Here is a 4,878-nt window from a genome sequence, read left to right on the forward strand (position 1 = left end):
GGCTCCCCGGGACGGACGCGCGTCAGTCTCGGGGCGTGGATCTCGCCGGAGCGCAGTGCGAGTTGCGGTTCGCCGGTCGCGGCGGCGCTGGGCAGGATGTGTGCCGAGGCGGGCGACGCGTCGGTGTCGATGAGGACGAACCGGTCGGGGTGTTCGGCCTGTGCCGCGCGGACGAGGCCCCACACCGGCGCGCCGGCCAGACCGGGGACGTCCTCGTCGGGGTCCGCGGCCACCGCGCCGGTGGTGACGAGGGCCAGCCGTGCCGAGCAGAACCGGTCGTCGGCAAGCCACTTCTGCAGCAGCGCCAGGGCCCAGTACGTGGTCTCGGCGGGGTCCGTGGCCGGGGGGACGGGGGCGAGGACGAGGTCGGGCACCTCGTCCTCGCTCAGTGCGGCCAGGTCGGGGTAGGTGCGAACCGGGGTGGAGGTCTCCGTCTGGCCGAGCCCGTTGCCCAGGACCGCCCAGCGGGCGGAGACGGAGGCGGCGGGACGTACGCGCGTCCAGTCGACCCGGAACAACGAGTCCGGCCGGTCGGCGGCCAGCCCGTCCGTCGACAGGGTGCGCAGCGTCAGTGCCTCGACCGAGGCGACGGGGGCGCCCGTGCCGTCGGCCAGGTCGAGGGCGACGCCCGAGGCGCCCGCCGGGGACAGCCGTGCCCGCAGCGCGGACGCGCCGCCGCGGTGCAGTCGTATCCCGCGCCAGGAGTACGGCAGGTGCAACTGCTCCGCGTCGGTGACGAAGTCGCCCAGTCCAACGGCGTGCAGCGCGGAGTCGAGCAGCGCGGGGTGTAGGCCGAAGGCGCCCGCGGTGTCCCGGTCGGGCAGTTCCACCTCGGCGAACACCTCGTCGCCCCGGCGCCATGCCGCGCGCAGACCGCGGAAGGCGGGTCCGTAGCCGAGTCCCGAGGCGGCGAGGTCGTCATAGCGTCCCTCGATGCCGATGCGTTCGGCTCCCTGGGGCGGCCAGGAACCTGTACCGGGGGCCGGGGCCGGCTCGTCCGCCGTGAGGGTGCCGACGGCGTGTCGTGTCCACGGCTGGTCGTCGGGCGCGTCGTCGGCCCGCGAGTAGACGCCCAGCGTGCGGCGCCCCGACGCGTCCGGCGCCCCGACGGACACCTGGAGCCACACCGCGCCGTCCTCCGGCAGGACCAGCGGTGCCGCCAGTGTCAGCTCCTCGACGTGGTCGAGCCCGACCTGGTCACCGGCCCGGATCGCCAGTTCCACGAAGGCGGAGCCCGGTACGAGGACCACGCCGCCGACGGTGTGGTCGGCCAGCCAGGGGTGGGTGGACAGGGAGAGCCTGCCGGTGAGCAGAGCGCCCTCCTCGGCGGCCAGGGTGACCGCGGCGCCCAGCAGCGGGTGGTCGGCGGCCCGCAGGCCCGCCGAGGTCACGTCCGTCACGTACGCGCCGGCGTCCAGCCAGAACCTGCTGCGCTGGAACGGGTAGGTGGGCAGGTCGATCCGCCGCGCGCCGCGTCCCGCGAAGGCCGCCCGCCAGTCGAGGGCGACGCCCCGCACGTGCAGGGCCGCGACGGCCGAGGTGAAGGTGGCGCCCTCGCCCCGGTTCGCGCGCGAGGTGGGCACCAGCAGCGCGCCCTCGTCGACGCAGTCGCGTCCCATCGCGGTCAGCACCGCGTCGGGACCCAGTTCCAGGAAGTGCGTGACGCCCTGGTCGCGCAGACACCGCACGCCGTCGAGGAACCGTACCGCCCGGCGGGCGTGGCGGACCCAGTGCTCCGGGTCGCGGGCCTGTTCCGGGGAGAGCACGGTGCCGGTCAGGGTGGACACGATCGGGATCGTGGGCGTCCCGTAGGTGAGGGTGCGGGCGACGGTGCGGAAGTCGTCCAGTACGGCGTCCACGTGTGGTGAGTGGAAGGCGTGGCTGACCCGCAGGTACCGGGTCTTCCCGCCGCGTTCGCGCCAGGCGCCGTCGATGGCGGCGACCGCGTCGGCGTCGCCCGCGATCACCGTGGATTCGGGGCCGTTGACCGCTGCGATGTCCACCGCGCCGCCGTGCTCGGCGATCAGCCGGCGGACGGTGTCCTCGTCGGCGCGCAGCGACAGCATGGCGCCGCCCTCGGGCAGCGCGCCCATCAGTGCGCCGCGGGCGGCGACCAGCGCGCACGCGTCGGCGAGGGAGAACACGCCCGACACGTGGGCCGCGGCCAGTTCGCCGATGGAGTGGCCGGCGAGGAACTGCGGGGCGAGGCCCCAGGCCGTGACGAGGCGGAACAGCGCCACCTCGATCGCGAACAGCGCGGGCTGCGTGTAGGTGGTCAGGTCGAGCAGGGCGGCGGTCCGGGTGCCGGGCTCGGCGAAGAGCACGTCCCGCAGCGGTCGGTCCAGGTGCGGGTCCAGGGCGGCGCAGACCTCGTCCAGCGCGTGCGCGAACACGGGGAACTCCCGGTAAAGTTCGCGGCCCATGCCGGCCCGCTGGCTGCCCTGTCCACTGAACAGGAAGGCGAGCTTGCCGCGGGTGCCCACCGTGCCGCGGACCAGGTTCGGCGCCTGGTCGCCGGCGGCCAGGGCACGCAGGCCGCGCAGCAGTTCGGCGCGGTCCGTGCCGACGACGGCGGCCCGGTGTTCCAGGGCGGTCCTGCTCACGGCTAGGGAGTAGCCGACGTCCACCGCCGGTACGTCCTGGCCGTCCAGGTGGGACAGAAGGTCGGCGGCGCGCTCGCGCAGCGCGCCGGGGTCGTTGCCGGACAGCACCCACGGCACCGCGTCGGTCAGGACGGGGGCGGCGGTTTCCAGGGGGCCGCCCTGCCCGTCGGCGTTTGCGCCCTGCCCGTCGGCGTTTGCGCCCTGCCCGTCGGCGTTTGCGCCCTGCCCGTCGGCGTTTGCGCCCTGCCCGTCGGCGCTTCCGCCCTGCCCGTCGGCGTTTGCGCCCCGCTCGTCGGCGGGGCCGTCCGGCTCCTCGGCGGGGTCGGTGTTCTCGGGCGGGGCCTGTTCGAGGACGACGTGGGCGTTGGTGCCGCTGATGCCGAACGACGACACCGCCGCCCTGCGCGGCTGTCCCGTCTCCGGCCACGGCCGCGCCCCGGTCAGCAGTTCCACGGCGCCCGCCGACCAGTCGACGTGCCGGGAGGGTTCGCCGACGTGCAGGGTCGGCGGCAGCACGCCGTGCCGCATCGCCATGACCATCTTGATGACGCCCGCGACACCGGCCGCGCCCTGGGTGTGGCCGATGTTGGACTTCACCGAGCCGAGCCACAGCGGCTCCCGGGTGCGCTCCTGGCCGTAGGTGGCCAGCAGCGCCTGGGCCTCGATCGGGTCGCCCAGCGTGGTGCCCGTGCCGTGCGCCTCGACGGCGTCGACCTGGGACGCGGTCAGTCCGGCGCTGTCCAGGGCCTGCCGGATCACCCGCTGCTGCGACGGCCCGTTGGGCGCGGTGAGGCCGTTGGACGCGCCGTCCTGGTTGACCGCCGAGCCGCGGACAATCCCCAGCACGGGGTGGCCGTTGCGGCGGGCGTCGGACAGCTTCTCCAGCAGCAGCATGCCGACGCCCTCGCCCCAGCCGGTGCCGTCGGCGCTGTCGGAGAACGACTTGCAGCGGCCGTCCGCGGCGAGGCCGCGCTGCTTGCTGAAGCCGATGAACGTGTTCGGGGTCGCCATGACGGTGACCCCGCCCGCGAGGGCGAGCCCGCACTCGCCCGACCGGAGCGCCTGGGCCGCCAGGTGCAGCGTGACCAGGGAGGACGAGCAGGCGGTGTCCACCGTGACGGCGGGCCCCTCCAGCGCGAACGTGTACGACACGCGGCCGGAGGCGACGCTCGCGAAGCCGCCGGTGCCGAGCAGGCCTTCCAGTTCCTCCGGCACCGACCGCAGCCGCGAGGTGTAGTCGTGGTACATCACGCCCGCGAACACGCCCGTGCGGCTGCCGCGCAGCGTCGACGCGTCGATGCCGGCCCGCTCGAACGCCTCCCAGGACGTCTCCAGCAGCAGCCGCTGCTGCGGGTCCATCGCCAGCGCCTCGCGGGGCGAGATGCCGAACACGCCGGGGTCGAACTCGGCGGCGTCGTGTAGGAACCCGCCCTCGGTGCGGAACACGCGGTCGGGGTCTTCGGGGTCGGACAGCGCGACCTCGCCCCATCCCCGGTCGTCGGGGAACGGCGTCACGCCGTCGCGGCCGTTCGCGACCAGCGCCCACAGGTCCTCGGGGGAGCGCACACCGCCGGGGTAGCGGCAGCTCATGCCGATGATCGCGATCGGCTCCTGCTCGCCCTCCTCGACCTCGCGCAGCCGCCGGCGTGTCTCACGCAGGTCGGCGGTGACCCGCTTCAGGAAGTACCGGAGCTTGTCCTCGTTGTCCATGCCGTCTCTACTCCAGGGAAGGTCGAGCTCGTCGAGCAAGTGGGGTGGGCGGGCGGGTCAGGAGATGCCGAATTCCTTGCCGAGCATTTCGAACACCTCGTCGTCGGTGGCGTCGTCGAGGTTCTCGGTCGTCCGCGTGGTGGCGTCGGCACGGCTGTCGCGCCACAGGGCCAGCAAGGCCGCCAACCGGGTGCCGACCCGGTCGTCCTCGTCGTCGCCGGGCTCGATCGCGGCGAGGCTCGCCTCGATGCGGCTCAGTTCGGCGAGCAGGGGAGCCACCCCGCCGGGCTCGTCGACGACGAGCGCCTGCGTGAGGTGGCCGACCATGTCGAGCGGGGTCGGGTAGTCGAATATCAGCGTGGCGGGCAGGCGCAGTCCGGTGGCGGTGTTCAGCCGGTTGCGCAGGTCGATGGCGGTCAAGGAGTCGAAGCCCAGTTCGGTGAACGCACGCCGTTCGTCGACCGCCTCGGGGCCGGGCAGCGCCAGCACGGCCGCGATGTGCGTGCACACCAGGTCGACCAGGGCGGGCGTCCGCTCGGTCTTCGGCAACGCGGCCAGCCTCTCC

General features: G+C 74.4%; 2 protein-coding genes. Both read right to left on the reverse strand.

Annotated features, from left to right (window positions below; genetic code table 11):
* On the reverse strand, window positions 1–4,313 hold a 4,313-nt coding region (locus KYY02_RS33310; RefSeq protein WP_371244703.1), incomplete at its 3' end, for a beta-ketoacyl synthase N-terminal-like domain-containing protein.
* Window positions 4,314–4,370: 57 nt separating this feature from the next.
* A partial coding sequence (locus KYY02_RS33315; protein ID WP_371244705.1) for an acyl carrier protein occupies window positions 4,371–4,878 on the reverse strand: 508 nt, incomplete at its 5' end.

Source organism: Streptomyces pimonensis, from assembly GCF_041380215.1.
Classification (GTDB): Bacteria; Actinomycetota; Actinomycetes; order Streptomycetales; family Streptomycetaceae; genus Streptomyces; species Streptomyces pimonensis.